This is a genomic window from Asticcacaulis taihuensis (genome assembly GCF_900100255.1).
Taxonomy (GTDB): domain Bacteria; phylum Pseudomonadota; class Alphaproteobacteria; order Caulobacterales; family Caulobacteraceae; genus Asticcacaulis; species Asticcacaulis taihuensis.
In genome coordinates this window covers 1-15,871 of sequence record NZ_FMTS01000007.1, presented here as the reverse complement: position 1 = coordinate 15,871, position 15,871 = coordinate 1, and the positions used below count along the sequence as shown (strand labels likewise).

The following is a 15,871-nucleotide window of genomic DNA, read 5'->3' as shown; positions in this document are numbered from 1 at the left end:
GAGTATGGCTGACGGTCCAAAGACTTTGAGTGGTTTCGCTGGCTGGTTCGCCAAGGAACAGCGCGTTGGTGACCGGCTGCCTTATGACCGGCTGCTTGATGACCGTACGATTGTGCTGCGTGACGGTTCGCTGATGCAGTCGCTCTATCTTGAAGGGTTTGCCTTTGAGACGGCCGATACAGACGAGGTCAATCACCGCCAGATCATCCGCGCCGCTGCCCTGCGCGCGGTCGGATCATCGCGCTTCGTACTCTACCATCATATCATCCGCCGCCGGGTCAGTGTCGGCCTGCAATCGAGCTTCGATGATCCGGTGTGCAACCTGATCCAGCAGAAGTGGCAGGATCGGCTCTCCAGCCGGCAATTGTTCGTCAATGACCTGTTCATCACCATTGTCCGGCGCAACCCGAAGGGCAAGGTCGGTTTCGCCGAAAGCATTGCCAACCTGTTCGGGCGCGGCATGGGCGAAAACAGTCAGGCCGCGGGTCTGGCGCGCGACCACAAGGAATTGCAGGCGGCGGCCGAAGCCTTGCAGGCGGCGCTTCAGGCTTACGGGCCGCGTGTGCTCGGCGGTTACGAAACGGCGAACGGGCGATGCTCCGAACCGCTGGAGCTGCTGTCGGCGCTGTATAATGGCGAGATGCGCCCGGTGCTGCGGCCGGCCAGCGATCTGGGGCAATATATCCCCTATCGCCGGGTCAGTTTCGGTCTGGAAGCGCTGGAGCAGTCGAGCCTCGGTGACGGCAAGGATTTCTCGGCCATATTGTCGCTTAAGGACTATCCGCCGCACGCCACGCCGGGTATGTGCGATGCCATATTGCGCCTGCCGTTCGAGATGACCCTGACGGAGAGCTTCGCCTTTGTCGACCGTCAGATCGGGCTGGAGCGCATCAATCTGGCCCTGCGCCGGATGCGCGCCGCCGATGAAGAAGCCATGTCGCTGCGGCAAGGCCTGATGTCGGCCAAGGACGATCTCTCTACCGGTTCAATGGGACTGGGCGAGCATCATATGAGCCTGCTTGTCAGGGCAAAATCGCTGAACGCGCTCGATCCGGCGGTGGCGCAGGCGCTTGCCGCCCTGGCCGATCTCGGCGCTGTGGCGGTGCGCGAGGACATCAATCTCGAAGCCGCCTTCTGGGCGCAGTTCCCCGGCAATGAACCCTATATCGCCCGCAAGGCGCTGATCTCGACGGCGGCCTATGCCTCCTTCGCTTCGTTGCATGGTTTCCCCATCGGCCAGCCGGAGGGCAATCACTGGGGGCAGGCGGTCAGCGTTTTCGAGACCTCGTCTGGCACGCCCTATTATTTCAACTTCCACAAGGCCGATCTCGGCAACTTCACCGTCATCGGGCCATCGGGTTCCGGCAAGACGGTGGTGCTGAACTTCCTGGCGGCGCAGGCGCAGAAGTTCAAGCCGCGCACCGTACTGTTCGATAAGGACCGCGGCGCCGAAATCTTCATTCGCGCCATCGGCGGGCATTACGCTACCTTACGCCCCGGCGAGCCGACCGGCTTCAATCCGCTGCAACTGCCGGATAATCCCGGCAACCGCGCTTTTTTGCGGTCGCTTATAGCACAATTGCTGCATCGCCCGGACCAGCCGCTCAATTCAGAAGAAGAGGCGATTATCTCCGAAGCGGTGGACGCCAATTTCGAGCAGGAACCGCAATATCGCCGGCTGCGCTTCTTCCGCGAACTGCTGGGCGGTGTGCGCCGGCCGACACATGGCGATCTGGCCGCGCGATTGAACCCTTGGGTGGGAGGGCGCTCAAGCAGCGATAGCGGTAGCGCAACGCAAAATGGAGAGCACGCCTGGCTGTTTGATAATGCCGAGGACGAGCTGGACATGGAGGCCCGCACTCTGGGCTTCGACATGACCCTGCTGCTCAATGACCCGACCCTGCGCACGCCCTGCATGATGTACCTGTTCCAGCGCGTCGAGGAACGTCTGGACGGTACGCCGACGATCATCATTATCGATGAGGGCTGGAAGGCGCTCGATGACGAGGTCTTCGCCGCCGCCATCCGCAACTGGATGAAAACCCTGCGCAAGCGCAACGCCATCCTTGGTTTCGGTACGCAGTCGGCGCGCGATGCGCTCGACAGCCGCATTTCCTCGGCCATCATCGAGCAGGCAGCGACGCAGATTTTCATGCCCAATCCCCGCGCGCAGGCAGAGGATTATTGCGACGGTTTCGGCTTGACGCAGCACGAACTGGACCTGATCCGCGCCCTGCCGCCGCACGCCCGCGCCTTCCTGGTCAAGCACGGCAATCATTCGGTGGTAGCGCGGCTTGATCTCTCATCCATGCCCGATATCCTGACCGTGCTGTCCGGCCGTGAGGCCAGTGTGCGCCATCTCGATGACCTGCGCGCCCAGTATGGCGACGCACCGGCCGACTGGTGGCCGCACCTGACCGGTTCGCCGTGGCCGGAAGATGCGGGCCAAAAAACATCATCCCAGAAGGGGCGGGCGTGATGCAGATCGGTTACTGCCCCGCCATCTCGCTGGTCGGCGAAACCTCGGTGTCGGGGTCGCTCTATGCCATGGACTGCCACATCAATGCGGCGGTCGAGACGGGCTATAACCGTTTGTTCGGACCGGGCGGCGCCTTCGGCTATGCCCTGACCGCCATGCTGATCATCTATGTCGGCCTGATCGCCTATGGTTTCCTGACCGGACGGACACGGCTGACCGTGGTGATGATGAGCCCGCGCATCATGACCATGGTGCTAGTTCTGACCTTTGTTTCCTTTTGGCCGGCCTATCATGCGGTTTTCTATGGCCTGATGATGGGCGGACCGGACGAGGTGGCGGCGGCGCTGCTCGGTCAGCGCGGCAGCGCGGTGATGAATTTCGCCCAGAGCCTCGATAACCTGTTCGTCCATTTTGCCGATATCGCCAAGCGGCTCGATCCGGCCTATGGCAGCGCCGCTCGCAATATCGGCAATGTGGCGACCACCTCGGCCCAACCGGTGCTGATCCTGCCGCATTCCATGCCGGTGACCCTGTTCTGGCTGTCGGGCCTGTGTCTTCTTGTCTCGACGCTCGGTGTACTGATCCTGACCCGGCTAGTGCTTTACCTGCTGCTGATCCTTGGGCCGATCTTTATTATCTTTGCCCTGTTTCCGCAGACGCGCGGCCTGTTCAATGGCTGGCTGCGGACGACGCTGGTTTTTGCCCTGGCGCCGCTAATGACGGTTCTGGGCGGTACGGCGGCCCTGATGCTGTTCGTGCCGCTGATCGAGGCCATCGGTAATGATCCGATCGCCGCGGTCACCTCGGTGCAGCCCATGGTCATCCTGTTCATGGGATCGGTGATCTATTGCGCCTTCCTTTTTACCCTGATGTGGGTGGCGGCCTCGCTGGTGCGTGACTGGCAGGCGGCGATCCGCGAAAAGCCGGCCGGTGATATGCCGATGAGTTCCGTGGCATCGCAAAGCACCCAGGCGGCGATCTGGCAATCGGCCAACCCAGCCTCGCGTGGTGGCATGGTGATGCCGACCGGTGATGCCTATGCCCGTACCGATCCGATGGTGACGGCGATCAGCCGCAGTGCTGATGTGGCGGCAGGCATGGCCGGTGGGGCGGCCAGTCGCGTCGAGATGCTCGGTCTTTACGATCCGCAGGCGCGCCAGGGCTCGGCCGACCGCTTCAGCCGTGTGCAGGGGTTGGGCCAGCGCTTCCGCAATCCGGCCAGCCTGCCCAACCTGACGACTCCCACCGTCCCCAAAGGGACTGAGCTATGATGAAAAAAGCATTTCTGTTTATGATGATGGCGGCGTTGCCCTTACAGGCCCTGGCGCAAAGCTATGAGCCGGACAGCCGCCTGCGCACGATCGATTACGATCCGGCGGCGGTGGTGAAGCTGGACGGCTGCCAGAACTTCCAGACCATGATCACGCTCGCCTCGGATGAGCACGTCGAAAATGTCGGGGTTGGTGATTCAGCCGCCTGGCAGGTGACGCCCAACAAGCGCGGCAACCTGATCTTCGTCAAAGCCATCGCACCGAAGGGCTACACCAATATGTCGGTGGTCAGCGACAAGCGCACTTACAGTTTTGAGCTGCGTACCGCGTCGGAATCGGACTGCGCGCATGGTCGCATCACCTACGAACTGCGTTTCCGCTATCCGCCGGCCCAGAGCAGCGGCACGCCGGTCAATCCCGCCTCGCCGCCGGACCCGAATGCCTTTCTGCCGGTGCCGGAAAAGCGCAATGCCGCCTATACCTTCAGCGGCGCGGCCGACCTGGTGCCGATCCGGGTGTTCGATGACGGCATCTCTACCTACATGAAGTGGGCCACGGGCGTGACGGCGCCGGCGGTCTATGCCCTGAATTCTGACAATACCGAGAGCATTGTCAACTATGCCTCGCGGGGTGATTATTTCGTCGTCGAACAGGTGGCGCCCGCCTTTGTCCTGCGGCGCGGCGAGTTGAAGACCGTGCTTTATAACGACACCTATGCCGTGCAGGGGCTGGACAGCCTGTCGCCCAGGCCGCGCGGCAAGAATGGGAGTACGAAGTAATGGCGATTGGCTCGCGTTTACCCCCCGGCAACGACCCCCGGCTGAAGATTGATGCCGATGAACTCGACGCGGCCAATGTCCAGGCCATGCCGCAGGTGGCGAAGGCATCTGGCATGGGCGATGGCGTCGGTTTGGCGCTGGGCGTCATTGGCGTGCTGGCCCTGGGCGCCCTGACCTGGGCAGGGCTTTCCGACCAGAAGCCGCGACCTCAGCCGGCCCCGCCGCCGCAGGCCACGCGGCCGGCGCCTCAGCCTTCGGTATTGCCGCCGATCGATCCGACAATCAATCCGGTTGAGACGCCCGAACCGCAGTCGCTACTGGTTCAGCCGCCGGTTCAGGTCGCGCAGCCGCCGGCACCGGCGCCGGTGAGTGACGGCAGTACGCGCGCTCCAGCCCTGATCATCGATAACAGCGTGCCCGCGTCACAGCAGGCAGCGCAACAGCAGGCGGCCGCAGCGGCTGCGGCAAAACCGGCCAACAGCAATGACGCCTTCCTCGCCTCCCAGACGGCGAACGTGTCGCAAAAGGCCTGGAAGATCGGCGATCCGTCGCGCGTGGTGCCGCAGGGCGCGGTCATTCCGGCCGTGCTGGAGACGGCGATCAATTCCGACCTGCCGGGCTATACGCGCGCCATCGTTTCGCGCGATATCCGCAGTTTCGATGGCACCAATATCCTGATCCCGCGCGGTTCGCGCCTGATCGGGCAATATAAGTCCGGCCTGACCAGCGGCGAAACGCGCGCCTTCATCATCTGGGACCGGCTGATCCGCCCTGACGGCCTGTCGGTGCAACTGGCCTCGCCGGCGACCGATGATCTCGGCCAGGCGGGCGCCACCGGCAAGGTCGATACCCACTTCGCCAAGCGTTTCGGCTCGTCCATGCTTTTGTCGATCGTCAATGGCCTGTCGACCATAGCCAGCGGGAAAAGCTCGTCTACCATCGTCATCGGCACCTCCAGCGATGCCTCCGGTGTCATCGGCGAGGCGCTTTCTAACGACATGAAGATTCCGCCGACGATCAAGGTTCCGCAGGGCGCGCCGATCCAGGTCTTCGCCGCGCGCGATCTCGATTTCAACCAGTAGGACAATGCCCGTGGCCGAAGACAGCGTGGTGGCTCTGGATGGCGTATACTTACGCACCTATCTGCGGCCATTCCTGCCCTTTCTGGAACGCGATGATGTCACCGAAATCCTGGTTAACCAGCCGGGAGAGGTGTGGATCGAGGCGTCTGGCCAGCCGCATATGCAGCGGATTGAAAATCCGGAGATCGACGACCTGCTGCTGAGCCGTCTGGCGGCGCAGATCGCCCGCGTGGCGCATCAGGGCATAAACCGCGAAAATCCCCTGCTGGCAGCCTCATTGCCGACGGGTGAGCGCGTCCAGCTTGTCGGCCCGCCGGCGGCGAAGCACTGGGCCCTGGCAATCCGCCGCCACCGCATGGTTGATCTCTCGCTGGACGCCTATGATCGCGGGCCGATCCCCGATCTTGGCCACAAGGGCAAACGCGATGACCTGGCCTATGCCCGCAAGGAACCGGTCAAGTTCCTGAAGGAGGCGGTGCAGGCGCGCAAGACCATCCTGATCTCCGGCGGCACGTCTTCCGGCAAGACGACCTTCCTCAACGCCATGCTGAAGACCATCCCGGCGAATGAGCGCATTATTCTGGTCGAGGACACGCCGGAAATCGCCGACAATCACGCCAATAGCCTGCGTTTGGTGGCGGTGAAAGGCGAGATGGGCGAGGCGCGGGTGACGATCAACGACCTGCTTCAAGCCAGTCTTCGCCTGCGGCCGGACCGGATCATTGTCGGCGAAATCCGTGGCGAGGAGGCGGTGACCTTCCTGCGCGCCATCAATACCGGCCATCCCGGCTCCTTCACAACGGTCCACGCCAATACACCGAAAGGCGCGCTGGAACAGATCGCCCTCATGGTCATGCAATCGGGCACGCAACTGACGCGCGCCGAGACGCTGTCCTACGCCGCGTCGCTGATCGATGTGGTGGTGCAGTTGTCGCGCACTGGCGGCGAGCGCCTTATTTCGGATATTGAGCTGCCGAACCGATAAACCGGCCATCCTTCAGGACCAGAATCGCCAGAACCGCCATGATGCCGATGCCGAAAACGGTATCCCACCACATCAGGCCGGGCGTATTCTGCGTGATAATGGCGGGCGTACCCTTGAAGACGTCATTGGCGGACACAACGATAATGGCGCCGAACAGGTTATTGGCGAAATGCAGGCCCCAGCCGAAGGCCAGGCCGCCGGTGCGTATGGCGATCAGCGACAGAACAAAGCCCAGCACGGTGGCGCCGACAGCCTGGGGGAGGCCGTTCGGAATATGCAGCGAACCAAAAGCGACGGCGGCAATGGCGGCCGCCACCATCGGCCGTTTTGTCGCCAGCAGCAGGCTTTGCGTCAGGTAGCCGCGAAAGATGAATTCCTCGGCGAAGGTCTGTATGGCCAGGCAGATTATGGTGGTCAGGATGACGGCGGGGTTGAGCGTATCGATCGTGAAGGTGAAGCCCTTCGGCGCCAGCGCCCAGTCAATGGCCGTGGAGAGGATAAGGACCACCAGCCAGACCAGCGCGCCGCTTCCCACCAGCCGCCAGTCCCAGTTGCCGCACAGGTCTTTGAAGGTTTTGCGGTGGAGCAGGAAGGCCGCCAGGGTGAAGCCGGCGATCAGGCCGGCGAAAGCCACGCCCTGCAGGGCGAAAAACATGACCGGGTGATCACCGGCGCCCTGCGCTTGCAACTGGTCCGGCATGATCAGGTGCGTCAGTATCAGCGGCAGGAGTGTGGCGACCACCAGGATCAGCCATATGACTAATGCCAGTGGCCAGGCGACAATATAGCGCCAGAGGCTGTTTTTTCCGCGCGAAGCAATGTCGAGATAGGTCATAAAGGTAAGGGAAGGCCGGCCAGGCGCGTTTGTCAACCTGGCAATGTGTCGGCCTCGCAAAACAGTGTTTTTCTCGTAATAAAGCTTCGATCTTTTTGCCGCATTGGCCCGGTATCCCTGTCGACTTCATCAATTACTCCGGGGAGTTACCATGCCTGACCATCACATCCATGAACCGGCCCACAAGGAAGAAGGCAGTCTTGAAGACCTGATCCTGTCCGCTCTGCCGTCGCGGCGAAAAGCTCTTTGGTTCCTTGGCGCATCCGCCCTTTCCACCATCGCTCTGGCGGCTTGCGGCGGTGGTTCCGGCGGCACGACGATCAGCACCTCCAGCACAGCCTCCAGTTCATCATCAAGCGCCGCTTCCAGCAGTTCCAGCAGCGACAGCAGTTCTTCCTCTTCCTCTTCCTCTTCCTCGTCGGCCAGCGGCGAATGCACCCTGGCGGCCACGGAAACCAATGGTCCCTATCCGGCGGACGGCACCAATTCGGTCAATGGCTCGATCGTCAATGTCCTGACAGAGAGCGGCGTGGTCCGCAGCGACATCACGACCAGCTTCGGCAGCTATTCCGGTACGGCGGCCGGTGTGCCCCTGACCCTGACCATTACGGTGGAAGATTACAGCCTGGGCTGTACACCGCTGGAAGGCTATGCCGTCTATATCTGGCATTGCGACCGGTCGGGCCTATACTCGCTCTATTCCTCTGGCGTGACGGCGCAGAATTACCTGCGCGGCGTGCAGGTGACGGATGCGAATGGCAAGGTGACCTTCACCACCATTTTCCCCGCCTGCTACAGCGGGCGGATGCCTCATATCCACGTTGAGGTCTATGTCAGCCTGTCGACGGCCACGACCTCAAACAATAGTGTCAAGATTACGCAACTGACCTTTGACCGCTCGACCTGCGAAACGGTCTATAATAACGCCAGCGGTTACAGCGCCAGCGTCAGTAATCTGGCGGCGATCAGTTTCGCGTCGGATAATGTGTTCAGCGACGATAGCTTGGCACAACTGGCGGCCGCGACGGTCAGCCTGTCAGGTGATTACAGCAGCGGCTTTACCGGTACGGTGTCTATAGCGGTGCCGTAATAACACTTTCGGGCAAATCGCTACGACCTTGGGCTTGTTCATGCCTGATCCTCCCCCGCTGCGCAGGGGAGGATCAAGTCGTTGGATGGCGCACTTTTGATTGAAATATAAAGCTATCAGTTGCCGACGTAATAGGACGCACTGTTGCCAACGGCGCGGGCGGTCGAAACGATGGTGCGGCCCTTGGCGATCGTGGCGTTCGCCGTGGCGTTGACATCGGAATTGTTGACCTGGCTATTATCGACGCCCATGTCGGCTTTACAGCTTGAACAGGCATAGCCGATGGCGGAGTTGCCGGTGGCATCGGCGGTGACATAGCCGTCCCAGCCGGTGGTGCCGTCAAATGAGGCCAGCACATCGACCCCACCGGAAGACAACTGGTTGTTGTCGATGCGGACGTATTTGTCGTTATTGCCGGCGGCCATGCTGTTGCCGATACCGGTCGCCGTGGCATAGGCCGCGCCATACTGGTCGGCCGCGATCACGGCCTGAGACTGGACAGCGCCCGCTTGGGTCTGGTTGTTGGTGACGACCAGAGAGCCGCCGGCATTCTGGATATTGACATCGTTGCCGGTGGCCGCCGCATTGGCCTGCATGTTCCAGACATTGCCAGCGTAGACCTCGGCGCGCGCCTGGGTCATGGCTGATTGTGTCTGGGTGATGTCGTGTTCCTGCGAGCCGCGGTCAGCGCTGTAGGCGCCGTAATAGTTGTTGGTCGCCGTGGCGTTATAGGCATTGGGCGAAGGTGAGTAATGGACGGTCGCCGAGGTATTGGCATGGGCGGCGGTGGTCGATGACTGCACCGATGTCGAATCGAGGCGGCCATTGGTGACCTGATAGGCCGTGTGGTTGACCACGGTGGTGGCGTCGCCTTCACCGCTGACATATATGGCGTTGTTCGGCGCCTGGACATCGGTGGTGGCGATCACCTGGTCGGCGGTCGATTGCTGGTTCGTGCTGGCGGTCAGGTGGCCGCCGGAGGTTACGCCCGACGCATAGTTGGCGATGGCCTGGCTGGTGGCATAGACCGGCGTACCGAGCGAAGTATCCTCATCGCCGGTATTGACGGCGTTGATATGGGTCTCGGCCGTTATCCGCCCCTTGTTGAACTGGAACGAATAGAGCGTGGCGTCGTAGTCGACATTGCCAAACTGGGCATTATTACCGGCAGCGGAGGTATCCGCTTCGGTCAGGCCGTCATTCTGCTCGACATTCAGGGTCTGGACCGCGCTGATCGGATTGTTTTGCGTCTGATCATTGCTGAACTGCCCGTCAGGGATTTCCTGACTAGTAGCGGCTGTCGCCGTCAGCAGACACAGGATGGCGAGGCTCGCCGGCGGCAACATTCTGCCAGCGGTTAGGATCGGCGCGCGTACCGGCATTGTTGGTCTCCAGGTTGTCGTAGGCCGGGGTCAGGCCACCCGTGGCGCCCAGCGTGTCATTGTAGAGAAAGTCGTTTTGCGGATCGAGGCAGACTTCGGGGCCCGGCGCGCCGTACAGATTGGCCATGAATTCCAGCGTGGCGCGTTCGATCATGGCGCGGACGGCCAGTTGCATCGGTTCCAGCGCGCCCTGGCCGCCGGAGATATCGAAGATATTGCCGTTCAGCACATCGAACACGCCGGCCTTCACTTCCTTGCCGACAATCTGCTTCTGGTACGAGATGACATCGACCACTTCCAGTGTGCGGGTGTCGACTAGGCGCAGGTCCAGCGCCACGTTCATCACCAGGGTGCGGCCATAGGCCATGCCCTTGAGGCCGGTGTCCTTGGTCTCGCCGGCATAGGCGTCCACGCCGGAGGAACGGATATTGTTGTTCAGTTCGGTGATGCCGCCGACAATGAAGAAGTCGGAGCCCGCCACCTGACCGGCCATGATCTTGCGGTAATCGGCCGGGCGCGTCGGATTGGCGACGGCGTCATCGGTGATCAGCTTGTTGTTGGCGTATTTCAGCTCCAGTTCACCGACTGAGGTATCGAAACGCTCGACCTGGCGGGCGCCGGCCTTGGCCAGTGCCGTCATCGCCATCAGGGAGGCGCCCTGGGTGATTTCGCGGCCGCCATCCAGCGAGGCGCGGCCGGTGTAATCCGAGATGCGGCCGACGGCGAGCCGCGGCGAGGCCAGGCGGTGCGAGCGGGCGTATGAGCCGAGGCAAACCAGGGCATCCGAATAGGCTGTCGGGTTAGCCGTCACCGGCGCCTTGCCGATCGGGTTCTTGTAATTGCCGGAAGCGTTGACGCTCGGCGTGGTCATGCAGCCGGTAAGGGCGACGCTGAGGGCGGCCAGGCTGGTGATCGTTGCGACCAGCTTTTTGCCGGTTTTCGGGTGTGTCATGTGAGCCATTAGAATTGCAGATCCCCAGTGATGTCCGTGCCCTTCGCGCCCGTGGCCGTTGAGCCATTGGCAGTGGCGGTGACATTGCCGTTGTTGGTTTGGTTATTGTGTACGATGACCGTGTTGTAGCTGCCGTTGACCACGACCGAGAGGCTGTTGCCGATCGCGGTCGCGCCGCCCAGCGCACCGGCACCGGAATAGGCATCGCCCGCGCCGAGTGTCTTTGAATAGGCATAGACGCTGTTGTCGGTGCCGGTAACGATCATGCCGTCGACCAGGACGCGATTGCCATTGGCATCGCGGGTCGAGGGATCGACCGCCGTCTGCATCTGGTGGAGGCTGAGGCCATAGCCCGCCTGGAAGGAGGCCGAACTGGTGCTCATGCTCTGGGCATGGGCCGCGCCCGAAAAAGCGGCGGCGCCCAGCGCGCTGGTTATGAGCAGGGTCTTGATTATCGTCATTCGTGCGCTCCAGGCCTGAGGCGATATCGCCCCAGACGCAGCCATGGCCAGCAATTCGGATGCCACTTTGGGAGGGAACCCTAAAAATTAGGTGTATTTTTTCCGGAATTGACGCATTAAATTCAATTTTATGGGTTTTTTGGTGCCAGGCTGATCGCCGAACCCCTGTCAAAAGGGGAAAAGCAGGGTCATATATAACCAAAATGAACCGTTTTCATTGCGTATTAGCCGAGAAGTCCCGAAATATGACAGACGACGCCGAACGGCCTGACCTGGCGCCCCGCAAGGAGCCTGCTTTTAATGCGCCGCTGATGGCCGTGGTCCTGCCATTGCTGATGATTGGCTGTTACGCCTTGCAGATTTCCAGCGGGCCGGCCTTGGAGGCCGCGCTTCTTGACAGTTTCGCCTTATCGCCGGTTCTACTCAGGCAAGGCAATTTCGAACTGCTCTTTACGCATATATTCTTGCATGGAAGCTGGACGCATGTGCTCTTCAATGCGGCGGCCTGCCTGATCTTTGCCACGCCGGTCATTCGCGCCTTCGGCAAGGGCATAGGCGCGACCTTGTCCTTCTTCGCCTTTTTCTTCCTGTGCGGGATGGCAGCGGGACTTGGCTTCTGCCTGCTCAACCTGTCTTCGAGCGTTCCAGTCGTCGGGGCTTCGGGCGCCATCTATGGCTTGATCGGTGCCTCCAGCCGCATTGGCGGGCAGCGCGGCATTTCGGGCGGCATCGTGCCGCTGACCAATTCACGTGTGCTCAGTTCCGGTGCCGTCTGGATCGGTATCAACCTGGCCACGGCCCTGCTGCCATTCCTGCCCGGTGGGCAGGGCGTGGTCATTGCCTGGCAGGCGCATATCGCCGGCTATCTGTTCGGTGTGCTGGTGATCGGTCACTGGCTTAAGGCGTTTCACCCTCACTTCTTCACGAGAAATTTGAATTGATTTTCCACAGGGTGAGCGCACCCTCAGTCTCCCTTTAATGCGAACGCCACAAGGCGTCTAAATGCCAGACAACATCCGGGGAGGGTGCTTCATGCTGATAAACCAGTTGCTGAGTACAAAAGGCCGCGAAGTCTTTACGGTCACGCCTGATGACAGCCTCGCCTCGGTCGCGGCGCTGCTATATACGCGCAAGGTCGGCGCCTTTGTCGTGCTTGATCGCTCGGATCGGGTTGTTGGTATCGTGTCTGAGCGCGACATCATCCGCGCCATCGCCACGTCGGGCGGTCAGTCCCTGGGGCAGCCGGTGAGCAATATCATGACGCGAGAAGTCTTTTCGGCCGATCCAGGTGAAACCATAGATGCATTGCTGGGCCATATGACCGATCGGCGTATTCGTCATCTGCCGGTCATGGAAGGCGAGCGGCTCGTTGGCATCGTTTCGATCGGTGACCTGGTCAAGGCCAAGATCGCGGCGACGGAATATGAGGCCCAGACCTTGAAAGCCTATATTACGGCCGGTTAAGGCCTGTTGCTTTTCATCTGCATATAGAAGTGTGGTCTTGATGGCCGCTTTTATAAGGTGTGGAAAAGACTCACTTTGTACGCATTGAGGGGTTGCGACTCCGGGATCGTATCTGTAGAGACCGCACCTCGCTGTACGGTCCTTTACGGGTTGCGACGAAGGCGGAATTGACCAGTTTAGTTGATTCATTTTGGGTTTGTAAAAATTCAATTAACGCTTGATGCCAATTTGAAATGGAGTTAGAACAGCGCTTCTTCTGAGTCTCGCATATCTGACGGGGATTGTTCTTCGGAATGGTCTATTGATAATGTGTTGTCTCTGTTTCATTGGCCGGAAACGGTGCTGTTGAAAAAGAGAAAATCTCGGTTGACACGGTGCGGTGGTTCTCTTAGAAGCGCCGCTCCTGCTGAGGGAGCTTTCGGGTTTCTGCGGCGTTTCTGGTTTGAGTTTTTTGTTTTTAAAACATTTTAAAAATAAGGGCTTGACTGGGAAATTTGAGCGGTTATATACGCCGCTCCGCTGACGAAGGGGTCCGGTTTGACCGGGTTGTTTTGGAAGTGAGGGTTGAGAGCAAAAACTTTTTAAAAAGAATTGCTTGACACTAAAAATTGATGCGGTATAAGCGCCGCTCTCCTCGACAAGGATTTAAGTTGTCGCTCTGGACGGTTTAACCGCCGTTTGGTGAACTACCTTTTGCGCTTCGGATGTTGCGCATTTCGGTCTTTGACATTGTAGATATTGGAAAGAGAATCGCAGGCGGCGGTGTTCTTGCGGAGTGTTGAGATACACTCCATACGACACTTAATTGTTTGCGGTCTCTTTAATAGACAACCATTCGATCTGTCTTCGGATAGATCGTGTGGGAACTCGTTAATGAACGTAAACTTACGCAGTGATTTAGATTACTGAGAAAAGTGTCAACTCAACTTGAGAGTTTGATCCTGGCTCAGAGCGAACGCTGGCGGCAGGCCTAACACATGCAAGTCGAACGAGCCTTCGGGCTAGTGGCGGACGGGTGAGTAACACGTGGGAACGTACCTTTAGGTTCGGAACAACACAGGGAAACTTGTGCTAATACCGAATGTGCCCTTCGGGGGAAAGATTTATCGCCTTTAGAGCGGCCCGCGTTAGATTAGCTAGTTGGTGAGGTAAAGGCTCACCAAGGCTACGATCTATAGCTGGTCTGAGAGGATGATCAGCCACATTGGGACTGAGACACGGCCCAAACTCCTACGGGAGGCAGCAGTGGGGAATCTTGCGCAATGGTCGAAAGACTGACGCAGCCATGCCGCGTGAATGATGAAGGTCTTAGGATTGTAAAATTCTTTCAGCAGGGACGATAATGACGGTACCTGCAGAAGAAGCCCCGGCTAACTTCGTGCCAGCAGCCGCGGTAATACGAAGGGGGCTAGCGTTGCTCGGAATTACTGGGCGTAAAGGGAGCGTAGGCGGGTTATCAAGTTGGAGGTGAAAGCCCAGGGCTCAACCTTGGAATTGCCTTCAAAACTGATAGCCTAGAGTATGATAGAGGTAAGTGGAACTCCGAGTGTAGAGGTGAAATTCGTAGATATTCGGAAGAACACCAGTGGCGAAGGCGACTTACTGGATCATGACTGACGCTGAGGCTCGAAAGCGTGGGGAGCAAACAGGATTAGATACCCTGGTAGTCCACGCTGTAAACGATGATTGCTAGTTGTCAGCCGGCATGCCGGTTGGTGACGCAGCTAACGCATTAAGCAATCCGCCTGGGGAGTACGGTCGCAAGATTAAAACTCAAAGGAATTGACGGGGGCCCGCACAAGCGGTGGAGCATGTGGTTTAATTCGAAGCAACGCGCAGAACCTTACCACCTTTTGACATGCCTGGACATCATGGGAGACCATGCTTTCTCTTCGGAGACTGGGACACAGGTGCTGCATGGCTGTCGTCAGCTCGTGTCGTGAGATGTTGGGTTAAGTCCCGCAACGAGCGCAACCCTCGCTGTTAGTTGCCATCATTTAGTTGGGAACTCTAACAGGACTGCCGGTGCTAAGCCGGAGGAAGGTGGGGATGACGTCAAGTCCTCATGGCCCTTACAGGGTGGGCTACACACGTGCTACAATGGCGACTACAGAGGGCAAATCCCTAAAAGTCGTCTCAGTTCGGATCGTCCTCTGCAACTCGAGGGCGTGAAGTTGGAATCGCTAGTAATCGCGGATCAGCATGCCGCGGTGAATACGTTCCCGGGCCTTGTACACACCGCCCGTCACACCATGGGAGTTGGTTCTACCCGAAGGCGCTGCGCTAACCGCAAGGAGGCAGGCGACCACGGTAGGGTCAGCGACTGGGGTGAAGTCGTAACAAGGTAGCCGTAGGGGAACCTGCGGCTGGATCACCTCCTTTCTAAGGATATTTGTCCAGCTCTCACGAGCTATTCAGATGTCACTTAACAAAATATATGCGGTTCGCCGCCGTCTTCGTTTCTCTTTCCAACACACAATCAGCCGCTGAGGTCATACGGACATCAGATAGGTTGGTTGTGCATCGTAAGCCGGATCGATGTGATCTTGCTTCTGCCTATGGGCCCGTAGCTCAGTTGGTTAGAGCGCACGCTTGATAAGCGTGAGGTCACAAGTTCAAATCTTGTCGGGCCTACCAGGCTAGTCTTGGCGAAGGGGCCATAGCTCAGTTGGTAGAGCGCCTGCTTTGCAAGCAGGATGTCGTCGGTTCGAATCCGTCTGGCTCCACCAGTCCTCACTAACATTCGTCCTGGCGTCGCCAGACGCATGGTTACGTTTTGCACTTTTTGCCTTCGCAAAAAGATGCGGGCTGGCTCCACCCTGCAGCGCTCGAATGAGCTGCTAAGGGTTGGTTGTGCTGCTGCTTACGATGTGTTGCAAGTTTCGTTGGTTATCTTCGGATGACTAACGGGTCCAGGGTCTGTGACCCTGGTTGTAATTGTAAATGAAGGGTTTCTCCGGCATGTTCATAGCTTTAGGAGATATCCGAGAAGACATTGTCTGACAAAAGATCTCAGTACAACCATCCGTTTCCTACTTCTTTCCAAGGGGCGGATCGGTGAGATCTAAAACTCTTATGTTGTCACGCTGCC

12 protein-coding genes, 2 tRNA genes and 1 rRNA gene are annotated in these 15,871 nt (G+C 59.3%); 11 read left to right on the top strand and 4 right to left on the bottom strand.

Annotation, left to right across the window (positions count from 1 at the left end; all coding sequences use genetic code 11):
• Window positions 1-4: 4 nt before the first annotated feature.
• The 5 genes from BLO49_RS15270 to virB11 are packed head-to-tail and all read left to right on the top strand — an operon-like array spanning window position 5 to window position 6,596.
• Window positions 5-2,479, top strand: coding sequence for a VirB4 family type IV secretion/conjugal transfer ATPase (locus BLO49_RS15270; RefSeq protein WP_090650193.1), 2,475 nt, complete (start codon window positions 5-7; stop codon window positions 2,477-2,479).
• Complete coding sequence (locus tag BLO49_RS15265) at window positions 2,479-3,750, top strand: TrbL/VirB6 family protein (RefSeq protein ID WP_090650191.1); 1,272 nt, start codon at window positions 2,479-2,481, stop codon at window positions 3,748-3,750. The genes BLO49_RS15270 and BLO49_RS15265 overlap by 1 nt, the downstream gene beginning before the upstream one ends.
• Window positions 3,750-4,529 (top strand): TrbG/VirB9 family P-type conjugative transfer protein, encoded by a 780-nt coding sequence (locus BLO49_RS15260; RefSeq protein ID WP_245679060.1) that lies wholly within the window; start codon window positions 3,750-3,752, stop codon window positions 4,527-4,529. Before BLO49_RS15265 ends, BLO49_RS15260 begins: the two co-directional genes overlap by 1 nt.
• Window positions 4,529-5,611, top strand: coding sequence for a type IV secretion system protein VirB10 (gene virB10 / locus BLO49_RS15255; RefSeq protein WP_090650188.1), 1,083 nt, complete (start codon window positions 4,529-4,531; stop codon window positions 5,609-5,611). Before BLO49_RS15260 ends, virB10 begins: the two co-directional genes overlap by 1 nt.
• A gap of 10 nt (window positions 5,612-5,621) precedes the next feature.
• Entirely contained in the window at window positions 5,622-6,596 is a 975-nt protein-coding gene (gene virB11 / locus BLO49_RS15250; RefSeq protein ID WP_415500634.1) for a P-type DNA transfer ATPase VirB11, read from the top strand.
• Here virB11 and BLO49_RS15245 read toward each other — a convergent pair.
• Window positions 6,565-7,431 carry a CPBP family intramembrane glutamic endopeptidase gene (locus BLO49_RS15245; protein ID WP_090650184.1) on the bottom strand — a complete coding sequence of 289 codons (867 nt, stop codon included), beginning with the start codon at window positions 7,429-7,431 and terminating at the stop codon, window positions 6,565-6,567. The two genes, virB11 and BLO49_RS15245, sit on opposite strands and share 32 nt — an antisense overlap.
• 151 nt (window positions 7,432-7,582) lie before the next feature.
• Between BLO49_RS15245 and BLO49_RS15240 the strand changes: the two genes are divergently transcribed.
• A complete protein-coding gene (locus BLO49_RS15240) occupies window positions 7,583-8,521 on the top strand; it encodes a dioxygenase family protein (RefSeq protein ID WP_090650183.1) in 939 nt (312 codons plus the stop codon).
• Between the two features lie 116 nt (window positions 8,522-8,637).
• On the opposite strand, the gene hfaD is transcribed toward BLO49_RS15240, so the two are convergent.
• From hfaD to hfaA, 3 genes are read right to left on the bottom strand one after another with little or no spacing between them, the layout of a single operon-like run.
• Window positions 8,638-9,867, bottom strand: coding sequence for a holdfast anchor protein HfaD (hfaD, locus tag BLO49_RS15235; RefSeq protein WP_090650181.1), 1,230 nt, complete (start codon window positions 9,865-9,867; stop codon window positions 8,638-8,640).
• The gene (gene hfaB, locus BLO49_RS15230) at window positions 9,809-10,855 is read right to left on the bottom strand and encodes a holdfast anchoring protein HfaB (protein WP_090650392.1); all 1,047 of its coding nucleotides are present in this window, start codon (window positions 10,853-10,855) and stop codon (window positions 9,809-9,811) included. Before hfaB ends, hfaD begins: the two co-directional genes overlap by 59 nt.
• A gap of 8 nt (window positions 10,856-10,863) precedes the next feature.
• Window positions 10,864-11,316: a holdfast anchoring protein HfaA gene (hfaA, locus tag BLO49_RS15225; protein WP_090650179.1), complete on the bottom strand. Its 453-nt coding sequence runs from the start codon at window positions 11,314-11,316 to the stop codon at window positions 10,864-10,866.
• 245 nt (window positions 11,317-11,561) lie between these two features.
• Between hfaA and BLO49_RS15220 the strand changes: the two genes are divergently transcribed.
• The 5 genes from BLO49_RS15220 to BLO49_RS15200 all read left to right on the top strand — a co-directional run bounded on the left by BLO49_RS15220 (window position 11,562) and on the right by BLO49_RS15200 (window position 15,509).
• The gene (locus tag BLO49_RS15220) at window positions 11,562-12,257 is read left to right on the top strand and encodes a rhomboid family intramembrane serine protease (protein WP_090650177.1); all 696 of its coding nucleotides are present in this window, start codon (window positions 11,562-11,564) and stop codon (window positions 12,255-12,257) included.
• A 91-nt stretch (window positions 12,258-12,348) separates the two neighbouring features.
• Window positions 12,349-12,780, top strand: coding sequence for a CBS domain-containing protein (locus BLO49_RS15215; RefSeq protein ID WP_090650174.1), 432 nt, complete (start codon window positions 12,349-12,351; stop codon window positions 12,778-12,780).
• Between the two features lie 923 nt (window positions 12,781-13,703).
• Window positions 13,704-15,162, top strand: a 16S ribosomal RNA gene (locus tag BLO49_RS15210).
• Between the two features lie 178 nt (window positions 15,163-15,340).
• Window positions 15,341-15,417 (top strand) — tRNA-Ile (locus tag BLO49_RS15205).
• 16 nt (window positions 15,418-15,433) lie between these two features.
• Window positions 15,434-15,509, top strand: a tRNA-Ala gene (locus BLO49_RS15200).
• The last annotated feature ends 362 nt before the right edge of the window (window positions 15,510-15,871 follow it).

Excerpts from the sequence above, each read along its gene's own strand:
- BLO49_RS15270 (WP_090650193.1), top strand. The coding sequence starts at position 5 with ATGGCTGACGGTCCAAAGACTTTGAGTGGTTTCGCTGGCTGGTTCGCC.
- BLO49_RS15265 (WP_090650191.1), top strand. The coding sequence starts at position 2,479 with ATGCAGATCGGTTACTGCCCCGCCATCTCGCTGGTCGGCGAAACCTCG.
- BLO49_RS15260 (WP_245679060.1), top strand. The coding sequence starts at position 3,750 with ATGAAAAAAGCATTTCTGTTTATGATGATGGCGGCGTTGCCCTTACAG.
- virB10 (WP_090650188.1), top strand. The coding sequence starts at position 4,529 with ATGGCGATTGGCTCGCGTTTACCCCCCGGCAACGACCCCCGGCTGAAG.
- BLO49_RS15245 (WP_090650184.1), bottom strand. The coding sequence starts at position 7,431 with ATGACCTATCTCGACATTGCTTCGCGCGGAAAAAACAGCCTCTGGCGC.
- BLO49_RS15240 (WP_090650183.1), top strand. The coding sequence starts at position 7,583 with ATGCCTGACCATCACATCCATGAACCGGCCCACAAGGAAGAAGGCAGT.
- hfaD (WP_090650181.1), bottom strand. The coding sequence starts at position 9,867 with ATGTTGCCGCCGGCGAGCCTCGCCATCCTGTGTCTGCTGACGGCGACA.
- hfaB (WP_090650392.1), bottom strand. The coding sequence starts at position 10,855 with ATGACACACCCGAAAACCGGCAAAAAGCTGGTCGCAACGATCACCAGC.
- hfaA (WP_090650179.1), bottom strand. The coding sequence starts at position 11,316 with ATGACGATAATCAAGACCCTGCTCATAACCAGCGCGCTGGGCGCCGCC.
- BLO49_RS15220 (WP_090650177.1), top strand. The coding sequence starts at position 11,562 with ATGACAGACGACGCCGAACGGCCTGACCTGGCGCCCCGCAAGGAGCCT.
- BLO49_RS15215 (WP_090650174.1), top strand. The coding sequence starts at position 12,349 with ATGCTGATAAACCAGTTGCTGAGTACAAAAGGCCGCGAAGTCTTTACG.